Source organism: Vibrio sp. NFR (genome assembly GCF_027587095.1).
Lineage (GTDB): Bacteria > Pseudomonadota > Gammaproteobacteria > Enterobacterales > Vibrionaceae > Vibrio > Vibrio harveyi.
The window spans coordinates 104,413-119,360 of record NZ_JAPPTN010000011.1; the positions used below are offsets into that span (position 1 = coordinate 104,413).

General features: G+C 45.0%; 12 protein-coding genes. 4 read left to right on the forward strand and 8 right to left on the reverse strand.

Going from position 1 to position 14,948, the window contains the following annotated elements; all coding sequences use genetic code 11:
* Positions 1 to 90 precede the first annotated feature (90 nt).
* Complete coding sequence (locus OH463_RS19500; RefSeq protein ID WP_005446084.1) at positions 91 to 1,467, forward strand: alanine/glycine:cation symporter family protein; 1,377 nt, start codon at positions 91 to 93, stop codon at positions 1,465 to 1,467.
* Positions 1,468 to 1,730: 263 nt separating this feature from the next.
* Here OH463_RS19500 and exaC read toward each other — a convergent pair whose 3' ends face one another.
* Positions 1,731 to 3,251, reverse strand: a complete 1,521-nt coding sequence (gene exaC, locus OH463_RS19505) for an acetaldehyde dehydrogenase ExaC (protein ID WP_050922522.1) — start codon at positions 3,249 to 3,251, stop codon at positions 1,731 to 1,733.
* 247 nt (positions 3,252 to 3,498) lie between these two features.
* Here exaC and OH463_RS19510 point away from each other — a divergent pair, with 247 nt between their 5' ends.
* The gene (locus OH463_RS19510; protein WP_269992205.1) at positions 3,499 to 5,262 is read left to right on the forward strand and encodes a sigma-54-dependent Fis family transcriptional regulator; all 1,764 of its coding nucleotides are present in this window, start codon (positions 3,499 to 3,501) and stop codon (positions 5,260 to 5,262) included.
* A 63-nt stretch (positions 5,263 to 5,325) separates the two neighbouring features.
* Here OH463_RS19510 and OH463_RS19515 read toward each other — a convergent pair whose 3' ends face one another.
* Positions 5,326 to 5,463 carry a hypothetical protein gene (locus OH463_RS19515; RefSeq protein ID WP_005446090.1) on the reverse strand — a complete coding sequence of 46 codons (138 nt, stop codon included), beginning with the start codon at positions 5,461 to 5,463 and terminating at the stop codon, positions 5,326 to 5,328.
* Between the two features lie 342 nt (positions 5,464 to 5,805).
* Here OH463_RS19515 and OH463_RS19520 point away from each other — a divergent pair, with 342 nt between their 5' ends.
* Complete coding sequence (locus OH463_RS19520; RefSeq protein WP_188015102.1) at positions 5,806 to 6,717, forward strand: LysR family transcriptional regulator; 912 nt, start codon at positions 5,806 to 5,808, stop codon at positions 6,715 to 6,717.
* Between the two features lie 131 nt (positions 6,718 to 6,848).
* Here OH463_RS19520 and OH463_RS19525 read toward each other — a convergent pair whose 3' ends face one another.
* Entirely contained in the window at positions 6,849 to 8,369 is a 1,521-nt protein-coding gene (locus tag OH463_RS19525; RefSeq protein ID WP_269992210.1) for a DUF1254 domain-containing protein, read from the reverse strand.
* Positions 8,370 to 8,641: 272 nt separating this feature from the next.
* On the opposite strand from OH463_RS19525, the gene OH463_RS19530 reads away from it, so the two are divergent.
* Positions 8,642 to 8,848: a hypothetical protein gene (locus OH463_RS19530; protein WP_005446094.1), complete on the forward strand. Its 207-nt coding sequence runs from the start codon at positions 8,642 to 8,644 to the stop codon at positions 8,846 to 8,848.
* Positions 8,849 to 9,124: 276 nt separating this feature from the next.
* On the opposite strand, the gene OH463_RS19535 is transcribed toward OH463_RS19530, so the two are convergent.
* The 5 genes from OH463_RS19535 to citF all read right to left on the reverse strand — a co-directional run bounded on the left by OH463_RS19535 (position 9,125) and on the right by citF (position 14,943).
* A complete protein-coding gene (locus tag OH463_RS19535) occupies positions 9,125 to 10,636 on the reverse strand; it encodes a lytic polysaccharide monooxygenase (RefSeq protein WP_026000338.1) in 1,512 nt (503 codons plus the stop codon).
* Positions 10,637 to 11,115: 479 nt separating this feature from the next.
* On the reverse strand, positions 11,116 to 11,943 hold the full coding sequence (locus OH463_RS19540; RefSeq protein ID WP_269992212.1) for a DUF5718 family protein: 828 nt from the start codon (positions 11,941 to 11,943) through the stop codon (positions 11,116 to 11,118).
* 18 nt (positions 11,944 to 11,961) lie between these two features.
* On the reverse strand, positions 11,962 to 12,921 hold the full coding sequence (gene citG / locus OH463_RS19545) for a triphosphoribosyl-dephospho-CoA synthase CitG (RefSeq protein ID WP_269992214.1): 960 nt from the start codon (positions 12,919 to 12,921) through the stop codon (positions 11,962 to 11,964).
* Entirely contained in the window at positions 12,902 to 13,438 is a 537-nt protein-coding gene (gene citX, locus OH463_RS19550) for a citrate lyase holo-[acyl-carrier protein] synthase (RefSeq protein ID WP_005446098.1), read from the reverse strand. The genes citG and citX overlap by 20 nt, the downstream gene beginning before the upstream one ends.
* The gene (gene citF, locus OH463_RS19555; protein ID WP_422456095.1) at positions 13,435 to 14,943 is read right to left on the reverse strand and encodes a citrate lyase subunit alpha; all 1,509 of its coding nucleotides are present in this window, start codon (positions 14,941 to 14,943) and stop codon (positions 13,435 to 13,437) included. The genes citX and citF overlap by 4 nt, the downstream gene beginning before the upstream one ends.
* Between the last annotated feature and the right edge of the window lie 5 nt (positions 14,944 to 14,948).

Sequence of the window (14,948 nt, forward strand, 5' to 3'; positions counted from 1 at the left end):
TTATTTTGTTTTGAATAGCATGGCTATTAGAGATCCTTGATCTCGTCCTTTCCCTCTTCTCCTTATTAGTTGTTTTATTAAGGGGAAATCATGAACGACCTACAATCTTTACTTCAAACCATTGATAACTTTGTCTGGGGTCCACCACTGCTGCTTTTGCTTGTGGGAACCGGTGTTTACTTCACTTTTAGCCTAGGCTTGATCCAGTTTAAACACCTACCAACTGCGTTAGCGATGGTATTCAGTAAAGATAAGTCATCTGATAAACAGGGTGACGTTTCTAGCTTTGCAGCGCTATGTACTGCGCTGTCTGCAACTATTGGTACAGGTAACATTGTTGGTGTTGCAACAGCAATCAAACTTGGTGGTCCTGGTGCCCTATTCTGGATGTGGCTAGCTGCCCTATTTGGAATGGCAACCAAATACGCTGAGTGTCTTCTTGCTGTGAAATACCGCCGTGTTGACGACAAAGGCCAAATGATTGGTGGTCCTATGTACTACCTGCAATATGGTGTTGGCTCGAAAGCGCTAGCTATCATGTTCGCGGTATTTGCACTGGGCGTAGCCTGTTTTGGTATCGGTACCTTCCCTCAAGTGAATGCAATTCTTGATGCAAGTGAGATTTCTCTTGGTGTAAACCGCGAGCTGTCTGCCTTCATCCTGACGCTATTAGTGGCATTCGTAACCTTGGGCGGTATTAAGTCGATCGCTAGCGTTGCAGGTAAAGTCGTGCCAGCAATGGCGCTGTTTTATGTGCTAGCGTGTTTGAGTGTGATCATCATGAATGCAGACCAATTGCTAAATGCAGTTGAGCTTGTATTGGTGTCTGCATTTACTTCGACAGCGGCAACTGGTGGTTTCTTGGGTGCAAGTATTATGCTGGCAATCCAATCTGGTATCGCTCGTGGCGTATTCTCAAACGAATCTGGTTTGGGTAGTGCGCCTATGGCTGCGGCTGCTGCGAAAACGGATTCTTGTGTTAAACAAGGTCTGATTTCTATGACGGGTACCTTCTTCGATACCATCATCATCTGTACGATGACTGGTCTTGCTTTGATCCTTACGGGTGCATGGCAAAGTGACCTTGCAGGTGCAGCGATGACAACACACGCATTTGCGGTTGGTCTTAACGCAGAGACATTAGGTCCAATGCTGGTGTCTATCGGTCTTATGTTCTTCGCATTTACCACCATTCTTGGCTGGAACTACTACGGTGAGCGCTGTGTTGTATTCCTATTCGGTACAAAAGCAGTACTTCCGTACAAACTGATTTTTGTTGGTTTGGTGGCTTCAGGTGCTTTCCTTCACCTAGATATGATTTGGCTACTGGCTGATATCGTAAACGGTCTAATGGCAATCCCTAACCTAATTGGTTTAATTGCTCTGCGCCACGTGGTGTTGGAAGAGACAAAACTGTTCTTCAAACCGTCTTCTCAATCAGATGATTTTGATGCAGTAAAAGCCTAATCCAAGTTAGAAACGTGAAGTTCACTTTAATTAAGAGCCCCCTAAGTTGAATGACTTAGGGGGCTCTTCTTATATAGGTATACCCAAGTGACTTCAAGATGCAGGATTCAGAGCGTTGTCATTGATTCGAGAGTAAGGAAAACGACGCAGTGTAATAACTAGATCTTTAAATCGCCGCCGCGTCTACAAACCAAGTCATTCTAGCTGAACCTAGCATCTCGAGGTTACTTGGGTATATTACATTTTACTGCGATACATTCGCTTTAGAAAAAGCCTAGCGGATTGACGTCGTAGCTGATTAATAGGTTCTTCGTGTTCTGGTAGTGATCGAGCATCATCTTATGGGTTTCTCGACCAATGCCTGATTTTTTGTAGCCTCCGAACGCAGCATGTGCAGGATACGCGTGATAGCAGTTAATCCAAATGCGCCCTGCTTCGATATTACGCCCCATGCGGTAAGCAAGGTTTTGGTCGCGCGTCCACACACCAGCACCCAAACCATATTCCGTGTCATTGGCAATCGCTAGCGCCTCTGCTTCGTCTTTAAAAGTAGTCACAGCAATGACCGGACCAAAGATCTCTTCTTGGAATACGCGCATCTTATTGTGACCTTGTAACAAAGTCGGTTGAATATAGTAGCCTTGCTCCAAGTCGTTTTCCTGTTTCGCCACATCACCACCAAACACGACTTTGGCCCCTTCTTGGCGTCCGATTTCTAGGTAGCTCAGGATCTTATCGAATTGTTCTTGCGATGCCTGTGCCCCCACCTGAGTGTCAGTATCTAATGGGTTACCTTGTTTAATGGTCTTCGCGCGCTCCGCAACCTTGGCAATAAACTTGTCGTACACAGATTCATGTACCAAGACACGTGATGGACAGGTACACACCTCTCCTTGGTTAAAGAACGCAAGCAGCGTGCCTTCAATACACTTATCTAGGTATTCATCTTCATGATCAAACACATCTGGGAAGTAGATATTCGGAGACTTACCACCAAGCTCAACGGTTGATGGAATGAGATTCTCTGCTGCGCATTTTAAGATATGGTTACCTACTTCGGTTGAGCCCGTGAATGCCAGCTTTGCAATTCGGTTACTGGTTGCTAGTGCTTGCCCTGCTTCTGAGCCAAAACCGTTGACCACGTTCACCACGCCTGCTGGCAAGAGATCACCAATCTTTTCCATCAGAACGAGAATCGAAGTTGGCGTTTGTTCGGCAGGTTTGAGCACCACACAACAGCCAGCAGCCAACGCAGGAGCAAGCTTCCACGCCGCCATCAACATTGGAAAATTCCAAGGAATGATCTGTCCTACAACGCCAATTGGTTCAGGGAAATGGTAGCTTGCAGTGTGTTCATCAAGCTCAGCCGCACTGCCTTCTTGAGCACGGATACAGCCTGCGAAGTAACGGAAATGGTCGACCACTAAAGGAAGATCCGCCGCCAGTGTTTCGCGCACAGGTTTACCATTTTCCCATGTCTCTGCTACCGCAAGTTCTTCAAGGTTTTGTTCAATGCGGTCTGCTATTTTCAGTAGAATGTTGGCACGCTCAGTAACGCTGGTTTTGCCCCATTTTGCTCTTACATTGTGCGCTGCATCCAATGCAAGGTTGATGTCTGCCTCGCTAGAACGAGCAACCTTACAATACGCTTGACCATTGATTGGTGACGTATTATCGAAGTACTCCCCACCCCTCGGTTTCACCCATTCGCCACCGATGTAGTTGTCGTAATGTGATTTAAAATTCACGACGGCATTTTCACTACCTGGCTGTGCATAGATCATAACTCTTCCTTTTGTTCTCGTTCAGTTTTTTGTTTTAAACAACCGAGTGTTCAACTCAGCGATGTTGTCACTTCATTACTCAAGTCACATGCCAACAATACACGTCTTGTTGTTAATTAAATGTAAAACTATGATTACCAAGCGATAACAAACTAAGTGAGTGACGTTTGAGCGGATGTATGGTGTGAACACCAGTGTTCAAGTGTTCCAAAATGGCACACCCTCACTGTGACAAAATGGTACAGTCATGGAACTTCAACACATTACCAACAACAACTGGCTTTCTACTTCATGGGACAGAAGTGAACAAGCGGGTTTAAAACAGCGACGTCGACCTGACGATATTCGCGTCACTTCTGCGTTTCTGCAGGACAGACGCCACCAGCTTAACTTCTTAATCGATGCCGTGAAGCGGTTTGCCCTGCCTTTGTTTAATCAGTTGTTTGCGCACAGCGACAGTCGGTTAATACTGACCGATGCGGATGGCGTGATCATCGGTAGCTGGGGGCAACCTAAATTCCGAGAAAAACTGACCGAAATTGCGCTCAGTTCTGGCGCGTGCTGGCAAGAAAAACTGAAAGGCACCAACGCCATTGGCACTGCTTTAGTAGAAGCCAAACCGGTGTCTGTTATTGGTGATCAGCACTTTATTCAACATCATCGCTTTATCAGTTGCTCAGCAAGTCCAATCTTTGATCATTTGGGTAACTTAATGGGCGTATTGGACATTACCAGCGAAGAGAAAAAGCACGATTTCTCAACGCAAGTACTGGTCCAGAATATGGTTCAGCAAGTCGAAAACCAACTCCTCAATCAAATCCCTCAAGGACATATTCGAGTCGATTTAGCATGCGAAAAAGGGTTACTCAGCAGTGGGTGGCAAGGCATTATCATCGCCAATGAGGAAGGGCAAATCCTTGCGCATAACCAAGTCGCCTCGCAATTGCTTGATCAACCGAATGTGATTGGACAATCTCTGGATTCGATACTCGATAATTCGCTAAGCCGTCAATCACTGGTGTTTAAAACTCAACCTCTGTCAGAGAGTAAAACGTCTTCCCGCTCTCTTTCTGCATCCAACGATCTTCATTATGGCGACACCACGGTCGAGCATTGTTGGCAACAAGCAAATCGCGTTATCGACAAAGACATTAGCTTACTTATTCTTGGAGAAACCGGTGTAGGGAAAAACGAATTCGTCAAAGCGTTACACAAAAACAGCCAACGTAAGAGTGGTCCTTTGGTATCAGTTAACTGTGGGGCATTACCCAAAGACTTAGTTGAATCTGAACTGTTTGGCTATGTTTCAGGTGCATTCACTGGTGCAAACAGCAAAGGATATCAGGGTAAAATCCGCCAAGCGCACAACGGCATCTTGTTCTTAGATGAGATTGCAGATTTGCCTCTAGAAGCGCAAAGCCGCCTACTCCACGTGTTACAAGACAAAACCGTACTTCCTGTTGGTTCAAACCAAACCATCCAAGTTGATACACAAATCATCGCCGCAACACACAAAGACTTAGAGTTGTTGATTGAACAAGGCGTATTTCGTCAGGATCTTTACTACCGTCTCAACGGACTTATCGTCGAGCTACCTCGCTTTGAAGAGCGCAATGATAAGCAAGCACTGATTGAGAACATTCATCGACGCCATTCTGATTCGGAACAGACCATTTGTCCCCACCTTCTTTCATTGATGATGACTTACGTGTGGCCTGGCAATCTGCGAGAACTCGATAGCTTAATCAAAGTCTCTTCATTGATGGCGCAAGGAGAGCCGCAACTAGAATTTAGCCATGTGCCAAATCATCTTGCTAAGAAGCTTAGTCATACCAGTATGATTGAAGACGTTAGCGTGCCGAAAACCAAAGATATGCGTTCGACTGTCGAAGATAAGCTGGTAAAAACTTATCAAGCGAACCAAGGTAATATCAGCAAAACCTCACGCATGTTGGGATTAAGCCGCAATACCATTTATCGCAAGCTTAAAAGCCTTGGGATGCTCAAGTGATAGATGTTCAGAGATAAAAAAAGAGCACCGCTTCGGGTGCTCTTCTTATTTTGAAACCTAGCCTTACAGTCCGCCTTCTTGCTGCGCCTGTTTTACTAAAGCCTGACGTTGAGTTTCCGTTTCAGATATCACTTTCTGTTCCTTGTGTGTTTCCTGATCCATATCAGTCGGAATGAAAACAAAGTACTTGTTAAGAGTCATCGTAAGAACCTCAATTATTAGTGTTAAATCACCTTCTTGGTAAATGTAAACAACACCAGCAAAAACAACTTATGCCGGATCCTTGTTGTAGGTTTCAAAAAATAGAGGATGTTTGACCATCAAACATCCTCCATATGCAACCTAATTATAGGATGAGTTCAAGGGCTTACCTAGCACTGTTTTTCACCTTTTACGCAATCTTAGTTTCGCCTTCCGATTGAGCACATCATACTCTTACAAGCTAACCCCATGTCACAAAAGGAAAAATTGTTTTAGATTTTATTGGAACAGAGGATGAGAGACACCGATACTTAAAGCTCAATAACCTCAGGTACTGAGCTCGTGAAAAATACTATTGATTTGAATTTGTATCGCTTTCTTTATCTACTCAGCCAGCAAAAATCGCAGGCGAAAGTGTGTCATACCCTCGACATTAGCAAAGCGACATTCACACGACAATTGGCTGAATGCCGTCAAAGATTTGATAACGAACTCTTCAATGCAGAAAAAGGCATTTATACCCCAACCCTGCTTTGCCAGCAGCTGTGTGAAGTCATCGGCGAACCATTAGAACGCCTAGAACAAATCCCCCAGCTGGCGCAAAGCTTCAATGCAAATCAGCAAGCCAATGAGTACATATTCAGCATCATTAATCCGTTATCTGGCATGTTGACGACCCCCTTAGTCTCCGCCCTTACAACGGAAGATCAAAAGCCGAAGATTTCATTTATTGATTGGTCGATAGAAAGTATTGAAAACCCAAAACGAGGGGCCGTCGTCATTGGAATTGGCGGTTTTCCAAATGAGCTCAATGAGAGAATGGTTGAGCGCAAAGTTGCTTCTGTTCCCATCTTTGCGTACGTGAATGATCAACACCCACTTAGCCAACATAACGAGCTAGAGCTAAGTGACATTGAAAACCTCGAGACGGTGCGCGTGTCTATGGGCTCTCTTGATGTCAGTGCGTACTATGAACGAATGCGAAAACTCACTGGGGTAAATTTGGAACAGAAACTAACGGTCTCTTCTATGGCGGCAGCGCTTGATTGCGTAAAAGTCAGCCCGTATGTATTTGTCGGGATGCACATTAACGATGATGCCCTACCAGAGGACGTTCTCCGATTGCCTTTAAGGCTGAATGCTAAACCAATGATGTTTGATGTGGGCGTTCAATATCACCGAGCATTCTACCAGCACCCGATCATTGCTCAGGTAGAAGCCTTTATTAAACAAGCACTGCAAGAAACAAATTAGAACGACTATCACTTGTCGTCGCAAATAAACAATCCCTCAAACAAGACCAGACAAAGCCGCAACAGAGCCATAAGAACAAGCCAAAAACAAGCAACCGGTCTATCAATTGACCGGTTGCCTATTCAATTATCTTACTTCACTTCCGTGATATCACTAGGCTTCCACGAGCCGTCATACCAAGGTTCTAATGGACCGTAGACACGCAAGATAGTGAACCAGCCTTTGTTCGGCACAGTCTCAATCCAGTTTGCTTCTTTGCCTTTTGGTGCTTTCGGACCAAAATACAAATCAATCGAGCCATCTGCATTTGTCATCATGTCGTCGCGTTTGTCGTTCTTACTCGGGAAAGGTTGACTGGTCTGTAATTCCGAACGCGTTTGTGTATCGTAAGCCACAACTGACCAGAAGTTCTTCGCCGGAACATTCGCAGGAATGGTCAGCTTGTAGTTTTTGCTGCCATCAAAGAACTCTCCCTGAGCAGATTTATCAACGATTGCGTACTTAGAACCTTTACCAACCATTTTGAGCGCCATTGCCGGCGTATTAACCGTCGCCATATAGAAGAAATAAGTGCGCGCATCTAGGTTGCGACCACCGTTGCCTTCTTCAATCAGCCATTGGTAATCATTACCAATGAACGCTGTCTTCCAATTACGATCATCCCAAATGTAAGCGTTCTGGGTACGAGGATTAAACATCAACGCTCGTGCGGTTGCATTACCTATTGCTGCACCATCTTCCAATATGCTCTGCATTCGTGCATCTGGGACAAACGGCTTACCTTTTTGTATGCCGATGGTCGCTATCAGTCCACGCATTTCTGGGTCGATAAACTCAATCGGTTCTTTGTCGATCACCGTTTTGATTTCATCGTAAAAGTGCTCATCATTTGCATGAATGGTATTAAACGATTTACCACTACCAGAGATGAATTCCATCTTCGGCGGCTCGCCTTTCTTAGATAATGGATAAATCTTTAAACCACTATGGTATGAATTCACCGCCGCGTCTGTTTTACCGTCTTTCAAAAAACCACGAGCAATAAACCAGTTCACGTAACTTGTTGATTGAGAAACGTGATACCCCTCTGGCACTGGACCTTCATAGTTCGGAGGCAAAATAAGGTATTTGCCACCCTCACCTTTATCTGGTCCTACAACGCCCATGTCCGTCACAAAACGAAAGAATGCATCATTGACGGTCGTTGGTCCCATACCCGGTGGGATTTCGACCACCGTTGGACCATCACGCTCGAGATCGAGAAATGCGGACGCGTATACCGTATCTGTATTTCCGGTTAAGAACAGCGGATTCGAATCCATCAGATCATCAAACAGCATCACCTGATTGGATGTGGTTAACCCCATTTTCTCATGCCCGACTCTTAACGCTTCCAGGGATGCCATAGGAATCGCGTTCATAAACACTTCTGTTGCTCGCATGGTATCGAGGTTGTTGTATAGCGTATCCATCGTCTTCTGGCTTGGTACGCCATCCTTGAAATTCAAAGTACCAATGCTGGTTTCAACCTTATCAGGTGTCATGATACTGGTAGGAATATCTGTATTGTACGCATTCGTGCTTGCCAGAACAGATGATGAAACCAGTAGGCTAGTGATAACAACGACACGTTTAAGTTGAGTCTTGAACATAAGAGTTTCCTGCTTTGTCAGTGGGGATGCATTAACTGTAGCCAAAGATGGGAATCAATTTTGACGCTCAGCAGAATCAAAAATGTTGGCATAGACAATGAGCAATGAAACTCATATAAAATCACAAATAAAAAACTGTCTACCAGGTCAATATTTAATCTTTTTTGAGAAATATTTAGCCTGTTTTTTGGGTAAATTCCCCCCAGAAGAGAGACAATACGAATGCGGAGTGAAAGCACTCTGGTTCTACCCACTAAGCTTTGGGAGGCGTTATGAAAAGTAACAAACTTGGTCATGTAATGTCATTCAGCAGAATGTTTTCCTTCATTGCCTTTCTGACTGCCACATTCGCTTGGGTATTAAGTATGTATGCCCTCTTCACGGTTTCCGTCGTGGCACTCTTCGTCAGCGGACTGCTCTACTTGAATGACAAGTTCGGTCATCACCCAAAAGGCAGTACAAAAGAAAAGAGCGCTTAGGCGCTCTTTGAGTTTCAAGCTCTTACATAGCACTAATATCACTCTGTCCGTTCGTTTCAGCCTATTGTCTTTATTTATTCCCAAGTGACTTCAAGATCCAGAATTCAGGGCGAGGTTACTTGGGATAGGGACGATTTTCTGCCCATATTTGCATTTGGTGATATCACCTCACTTACCCCGTCAGTTTATGAACGACGTAAAAAAGCCACTGTCTTTAACTCAAAACAGTGGCTTTCATGCTTGCCTTAGCCAATTCCATTTGGCTACAACCAATGATTAGTTAGCTGGACGCCAAACGCCCCACTTATCTTTTTGGTAAGCCGCTTGTGGGTTATCACCACCTTTAATCCACCATTGTGCTTTCCAATTTTGGTCAGCATACGCGACAACTTCACCACCTAGGTAAGTTTTTGCTGAATCCCATGCGTCATCGCTTGGGTCTGGTGTTGGATCAGGATCTGGCGTTGGCTCAGGGTCTACACCACCATCGTCGACAATCACTTCAAACGTAAATGTCTCTGCACGTTCGCTGTTTACTGCGTTCGCAACAAACGACAAGGTCTCATTCTGCGTAATCGCACGAGTATCAACGACAATCGACGCAGTGCCGTTATTTTGAATACTCACAGAAGAGCCTTGAGTTTGAGTTAAGTTCGCAGCTTCGCTGGTAGAAATCACCACTTTGTCCCCAGCGCTAACTACTTTGTCGCTCTTCACTAACTCGTAGATGTCACCTGCCAATGGTTCAACATTACCGTCATCACCATCAATCACTGAAATCACACCCGACGCTCGACCATCTTTCGAGTTAAAGAAGTTGCGTGATGGATCGTTTTGGAAGTACATGTAATGAGACATTTCTTCATGCCAATCACCAATGAACACCGCTCCATCTTTGAACTCTTCGTGCCAACCATTGATCTCTGACGCCAATAGACGTTGCCAGTCGTTGATGTTCGATGAATTCACTTCAATATCGAAGCTACGTGCGACATCTCCGTATTTATTGATGATGTCATACTTAACCGTATCACCAAGGTCTGGGCCAACAAAATTAACTGGGATGTATAGCTCACCTTTCACGAGATCTGGTTGAGGTGTTGGCTCTGGTGGAGGCGTTTCGCCGCCCACAATAGTGATGTCAGAACAGTTATAGAAGCCTTCACCCGCCGCATCGTTACGCTGCCAGCGCACAAAAAGAATCGCGTCGCCTGAACGATCAGAAGGGATGGTCACATTCATGCGGTATTTACCACCTTCAACTGGGACATTACCTTCGGTTTGAATCAAATCAAGATCGCTCCACGCCAACGCTTTGCTTAGGTCTGCATTTGGTTTGGTTAGGTAAAACTCCCAAAACGACGGGTTATGTGGTGCCGTCGCATTAAATACAAATTCGAATGTACCCGTATTTAGCTCTGTGCGAGTCCACGCGGTGTGTGGTGCGCCCATGCCCTTTTTCTGAGGGTCATTTGCGTAACACAACGTACCATCTGGAATCGCCGCTTTCACTGCTGCCATATTGTTGTAATCAGTAATGTTCTTCGCGTATTCGTTGCGCTGAACAAACGGATAGGTACCAGAAATTTCTTTTGCTTGAGCACAGGCTGCATTTGGTGGGTTACCAGACCAAATTCCGCCTTGCTCGTAACACGTGTTTTGACGTGCACTAGGAAACTCTGACCAGCCATGAGCATTGGCTGCTGTTGGCAAGCCAGATAGCATTGCCATACCTACTGCTGCTTTAAGAATGTTTTTATTTGCTTTCACTTTTTCACTCTCTACCATTTTATTATGCAAGTCAGCCACAGCGGATACTTTATAACCACTGTCACCTATTGCGTGTTTATAGTTTTAATCTGGAAACAGTTAAAAAGAATATACGTAAATTTTATCAATGAAAGTTTTGAGGTTATTGATAGGAATTAACATCACAATTTTAAATACCCTGACATTAACTAACCGAATTATCACCAAAGCAATATAACCCTATTTTTCATCAACTTATAAGGCTATAAAATTTCAAAACATATTTATAATTAGAGTAATTACGTTATTAAACAAACTTATAATAAACATTAAATGCACTTAACGAATCTGTGATTCACTGTCCACTTTTAAAACTTGAACAAAATACATTAAATATCAATAAGACAAACACTAATATAAACACTAGATATATATCACTCCTTTTATTTCACCCAGCGAATAAGACATTAAAAAGCCCGCTAATTTGCGGGCTTTTTTTGTTCTCTATTGACTTAAACTCAAAGCACTTTTTGACTCACATAAGAAAAGCCTGTCGCTTCATACTGCGCCTTCTGTACCATGCCGAGCACATCTTTTGGTTGGTATAGGTGACTGTCATACACAACAACCACACTTTCATCACCTCTTTCCAAGAAATTCTGCTCACCATATTCGGTGTAGCGCGTTGCACCCACTGCGACCACTAGCTGGCTTGGGAGATTTGCTTGTTTGAGTAATGCGTGAATGTTTTCCATCGGACCACGATCCACTTGATGATTCATCTGATCACGTATCCAATCCAGCAGATCCGCATAGAAATAGGAGTATTCGTTTACCGCGCAATCTTCCCCGTAGGCGAATACCTGCTCTCCTCGCTTATGAAAGCTCGCGATTCTAAATCTGCCGATATCGCTATCAGGAGTGAGTCGTTCTAGTTCAATAAGTTGCGATGCCAAGCCTTTTGACGCTGCACCCCAATTTTTCTTCTCACTGATTTTATTCGCATCAGGGCGTCGAATCGAACAATCATTAAATGCGCCAAAATGCGTCGGCGTGAGTTGTAAGACCTGACCACCTTCATAAGTAACATCACAGATCAGAGCAAGCTCTGGTTCAATTTGTAAGTTCAAAATATCATTTGGCAACTTGGTCGTATCGGCACTTATTGGATATGTCGACAAATACGGATGTTCGATAAAAGGCACATAAATGGGGAACAATGCTTGGGGCTTATTAGCGTTCACATCTCCGTAGAGAGCAAAGTCATCAGCCTCACCAGCTTGTTGCAGGTGACCTGCGAAGTTTCCCGCGATACCTAAGATCATCGCATCTTCAAAATTGTGCATACGTTTACTTGTTCCTAATTATTCGTCGTTATTCGCGATGATATGTCTCGTCAAATCATCAATTTCTGCCAGCAACCAAGTCAGCGCGAGCAAATCTGCACTGCCGCCCGGACTAACGTTTTTTTCAGTAAGCTGGCGGTCAAAATCCAGTAGCTGCTCTTCAAGGTTTGGATTATGCCAACCACCACTCTCAATAAGCTTCGATGCTATGTTCTGCACATAACGCAAACCATGCATTCCACCACGAGATACCACGTTGGTATCTTGATTGTGCACCATTAGCGTGAGCAACACTTGCCATAACGCTTGTTCTGCGGACGCGCCTTCATACAGCGCTTGTTGGTATGCAGGCAAACTGTAAGTCATGATCGTTTGATAGCCAGACGCCGCCTCACCTCTCGCTCCAGTTAAACCAAATTCTCGATACAGCCGCTCACCATGAGTTTCCGTTTTAGAGTCGGTATTTTTCAGCTCTTGAAATACCATTAACGCACAGCTGCGCTTAATAACTTGGCTAATGTGCAGAGAGTCAACCGCAATGCCTTTGCCTTTTAACCAGCCGATCGCGCCACATACCAGTCCAAGTCCAAAGATCATCCCTTTGTGCGTATTCACACCACCAGTCGCGGCAAACATTGCGCGTTCAGCTTGAATTCCAACCGGACGCAACACATCCAGTAATGTCTCTGCCGAGTGCGTTGAATGCGCAAGACCAGCGTTAAGAAAGCTATTGAGAAAAGGACGAATTGCACTCGCGCTGGCTTCAAACAGCGGCACATTCATATCTGAGTGAGCACCGTTGCTAATAAGGTCAACAAGCCCCGGTTTTGGGGACAAGTGCACTTCCACCAGCATCGCGTGATACGCTAACTCAGAAACCAAAGAGAACAGATTCACCTTTACAGCAGAGTGATGCGTAACGCTTGGAACACGCTCGATATTTTGGTCGAGCAACAGTTTAAGAGCAACATTCGTCATAACACACCATCGACTCTATGTGAGAAACCAAGGTTTGAAGATCATGTTTACGCGAGCGCGCGCAAATCACAGCATCTTGTTCGCAAATAAGGCATTTTCTTCGAGTCATCCCTTGCCCTTTTCTTGAGATGATCTTTCCATCGACATCGATCACATCTAAATCCATTAACCGACCGAGACGATGGTTATTCTCTATCTCAATCATGGCTCGTTTGAGCGCCATGGCATTCGGTGCTTGGACCGCAAAAATTGCCTCTGGACCTGTGACTTGTCGCAGCAATTGTCGTCCTGCCATTGACCAGCCTTTTTCGAGACAAATGGCTTGAATCGCTTGCACACCCTGTTCGAAGATTCGCTCCGTGCACTCCGTCATTTTCTGCGGACCTGGCATATTGACGGTAAACGACAGCAAAGGAAGGGAGTGGCGTTTTAACCACTCACCTTGTCGTTTCACACGAGCTTCTTTGTTACTCAAGACATCATCGAGACCAACTTTCAGCCCATAGCGAATGCTCATTCAGATTTAACCTTTCTGATGACATCAATCACAGAGCCATCGCGATAACGTACATAACCCACCACTTGATCGTCATATTCAATTGGTCCCGCTTTGCCCGTTAATGATTGCGCTCTCGCAACCAAGGCTTCCATATCAAGCACAGGCAGTCCAGCGTCCAACAAACGCTCTTTTACTTCTGGGCGTCGAGGATTCACTGCAATACCATGGTCAGTCACCAACACATCTATCGATTGACCCGGCGTTACCACGTTTAACACTTGCTCTACGACAGTTGGAATACGACCACGCACGAGCGGAGCAACAATTACGGCAAGGTTTGCGCCTGCCGCTGCGTCGCAGTGACCACCAGACGCGCCACGAATCACACCATCAGAACCGGTGATAACGTTGACGTTGAAGTTCACATCAATTTCAAGCGCGCTGAGAATGACCACGTCTAGACGATCAACCACTGCGCCTTTGGAAGATGGGTTAGCGTATTCATTCGCTGAGATTTCAATATGGTTTGGGTTTCGAGCAAGTGAGTCCGCAGCACCAGAGTCAAAACACTGCACGTCGATTAGATTTCGGATCAGCCCTTTCTCGTGCATAGAGACCATAGTTGAGGTAATGCCACCCAGCCCAAACTCAGCAGTTATACCTCGTTTTTCCATGCTATTTTCTAGAAAACGTGTGACGGCAAGCGACGCACCACCAGACCCAGTTTGTAAGCTAAAGTCTTGCTTAAAGTAACCAGAATTAATAATCACATCGGCAGCACGTTTTGCAATAAGCAGTTCACGTGGGTTACTGGTAAGACGCGTTTCACCGCCACCAATTTTGCTCGCATCACCAACTTCTTCGACTTCGACTACGGCATCCACCAAATCTTGTGTGATTGATGCTGGGTGATTTGGATAACCGACGATAGATTCAGTAAGCATGACCACTTTACGCGCGTGTTGAGCATCGATTTTGGCGTAACCCAAAGAGCCGCAGCGAGATTTGCCGTTCATGCCATTAGCATTGCCAAACTCATCGCAACAAGGCACACCGATGAACGCCACATCGATGTTTAGCTCGCCTGATTTAATCAAGTGCACACGTCCTCCATGGGAGTGAATATGCACAGGTTCTTTGAGCAAACCATGAGAAATGGCTTCACCAAGCTCACCGCGAATACCTGATGTGTAAATCTTACTCACTACGCCGTTTTTGATGTGCTCAACAACCGGCGAATGAATACCCGTTAAAGAGCTTGAAGCCAGTGTCAGATTCTTATATCCCATCTGAGCGATAGTATCTAACACCAAGTTAACCACCTTATCGCCACCTCGAAACGCGTGATGGAAAGAGATCGTCATACCGTCTTTAAGCCCAGAATCTAAAATGGCGGAACGCAGATCTGACTTTAGCTTTCTCGACTTTTTAGAGTTTGAGTCTTTGAGATGAGGCGTTAACGCATTTGCCTCTGAAAACAGTGACAACGTCTCTGGCAGCAATGCTGGTTTGATGGATTCCATTTGTT

Bases quoted from the DNA above. Each gene is read 5' to 3' on its own strand.
- OH463_RS19535 (WP_026000338.1), bottom strand. From the start codon at position 10,636: ATGGTAGAGAGTGAAAAAGTGAAAGCAAATAAAAACATTCTTAAAGCA.
- exaC (WP_050922522.1), bottom strand. From the start codon at position 3,251: ATGATCTATGCACAGCCAGGTAGTGAAAATGCCGTCGTGAATTTTAAA.
- OH463_RS19510 (WP_269992205.1), top strand. From the start codon at position 3,499: ATGGAACTTCAACACATTACCAACAACAACTGGCTTTCTACTTCATGG.
- citG (WP_269992214.1), bottom strand. From the start codon at position 12,921: ATGACGAATGTTGCTCTTAAACTGTTGCTCGACCAAAATATCGAGCGT.
- OH463_RS19525 (WP_269992210.1), bottom strand. From the start codon at position 8,369: ATGTTCAAGACTCAACTTAAACGTGTCGTTGTTATCACTAGCCTACTG.
- citX (WP_005446098.1), bottom strand. From the start codon at position 13,438: ATGAGCATTCGCTATGGGCTGAAAGTTGGTCTCGATGATGTCTTGAGT.
- OH463_RS19530 (WP_005446094.1), top strand. From the start codon at position 8,642: ATGAAAAGTAACAAACTTGGTCATGTAATGTCATTCAGCAGAATGTTT.
- OH463_RS19540 (WP_269992212.1), bottom strand. From the start codon at position 11,943: ATGCACAATTTTGAAGATGCGATGATCTTAGGTATCGCGGGAAACTTC.
- OH463_RS19500 (WP_005446084.1), top strand. From the start codon at position 91: ATGAACGACCTACAATCTTTACTTCAAACCATTGATAACTTTGTCTGG.
- citF (WP_422456095.1), bottom strand. From the start codon at position 14,943: ATGGAATCCATCAAACCAGCATTGCTGCCAGAGACGTTGTCACTGTTT.
- OH463_RS19515 (WP_005446090.1), bottom strand. From the start codon at position 5,463: ATGACTCTTAACAAGTACTTTGTTTTCATTCCGACTGATATGGATCAG.